The 1445-nt window shown below is 59.5% G+C and carries 1 protein-coding gene; it reads right to left on the bottom strand.

Annotated elements, in window-relative coordinates; genetic code table 11:
- Positions 1–947 precede the first annotated feature (947 nt).
- Positions 948–1445 (bottom strand): IclR family transcriptional regulator (locus tag AC0B9F_RS38090; RefSeq protein ID WP_472010383.1); only part of this gene is annotated, 498 nt, incomplete at its 5' end.

The following is a 1445-nucleotide window of genomic DNA, read 5'->3' as shown; positions in this document are numbered from 1 at the left end:
CGACGTATCTGAGACAGATAAGGGCGGGAGAGGCGTGAGCCACTCGCGGCGAGACCGTCCGCCACCACAGCTTGCGTGACCGGACGACCGAATCGCGGCGAATCCTCGAACAACATATTCAACCGATCAGCGAACATACGATCCTCACGTCGAAAAACCTAGACAGTATCGATTTCAGAACGATGATCACATGTCGCCGCCGGTAAGAGGAGCGCTCGGACTCAGCAGCTCGTATCCTTCCCGCGCATGCAGCGGTTCCCTCGCCGCTATCGCGGTTAACCCTGCCGTTTTCTGCTTCCGACTCCCGTGCGCCCCTGTCAAGCAACGTTGAAAATAAGGACACATTGCAGCACAACACCATTACCGCCAATAGTTCGCTGTCGTGCCGACAAAACGGAAACATTGTCGCAGGCTCGGCACAGAAATTTCCAGCGGCAGCCCCGGCCGAAGCATTGAAAGTCGCCCACATCAACCACGACGACAACGAAACTGAGGCCGGTCTGTCGCTACTATCGACCCTCGACATTATCACCGCAGACGCCCACGTCTTCCTCGTTCCCGCCCCTCGGCCTGCTCCTGCGCATTGCGCGGCACCTCGACGCCGCCGCAGCATCCTTCTTGCGTGGCGCGAACCTCTCCGACGGACTCGACAAATCCAACCGCCACTTCGCCCACATCCTCGCCCAGGACGCCAACGGAATCCGCATTCTCGCACAATGACACATTCAACGAAAAATGTATCTGCTTGCAGCCCAACATGTTCAAAATGACATGGCTGATCCACGGCGAGCCCTGGAGAATGCAAACAAGCGCCATCCAGCGTGGTCGAGGAGTTAAGGATGCGTCAGCGAGTTCTCGGGAATACCGTCCAGTACTGACACCGCGGACTCGATCGGTCGAGATACGTTAGATCCAGTCTTCCGGTGATGCCGCCAGGAGGCGATCCATCATCTCCGCGGAGAATGTGGCCGCAGGAACGGAAGGCGCCTTTCGTGGTCTACGGGAATGGTCCGATTCGGGGTACAACGATCGAGAAATTTCACGGACCGCGTGGACGACCAAGGGGCGAGGCGTTCTAGCTGAACGGATTTGTTGTTGCCGCACAGGGCGATGCTGCCGACGGGTTCTTCGTATCCGCGAACCGCAGCAGCGATGCAGGCCACACCATGAGCTGACTCTCCTCGCTCGAAGGCCACACCGCGGCGCCGGCGGATGCGACTCAGTTCCTGGTGCAAAACATTGATGTCTGTGATGGTGTTTTCCGTACTGCGAGAAAGGACTGAGCCGAAAAGAGCGTCGACGCGTTCGGGGGCGATCCACGCCAGGATCGCTTTTCCGCCGGCGGTGCAGTGGGCGGGGGCGTGACCCCCGACACGCGACGGGATTGCAGCGGCGAAACGTCCGCCGACTTTGTCGAGATCGACGACGTCGGGGCCGTCGAGGAC

This window comes from Streptomyces sp. NPDC097129, assembly GCF_055668065.1.
This window is presented reverse-complemented; position numbering and strand designations above follow the sequence as displayed.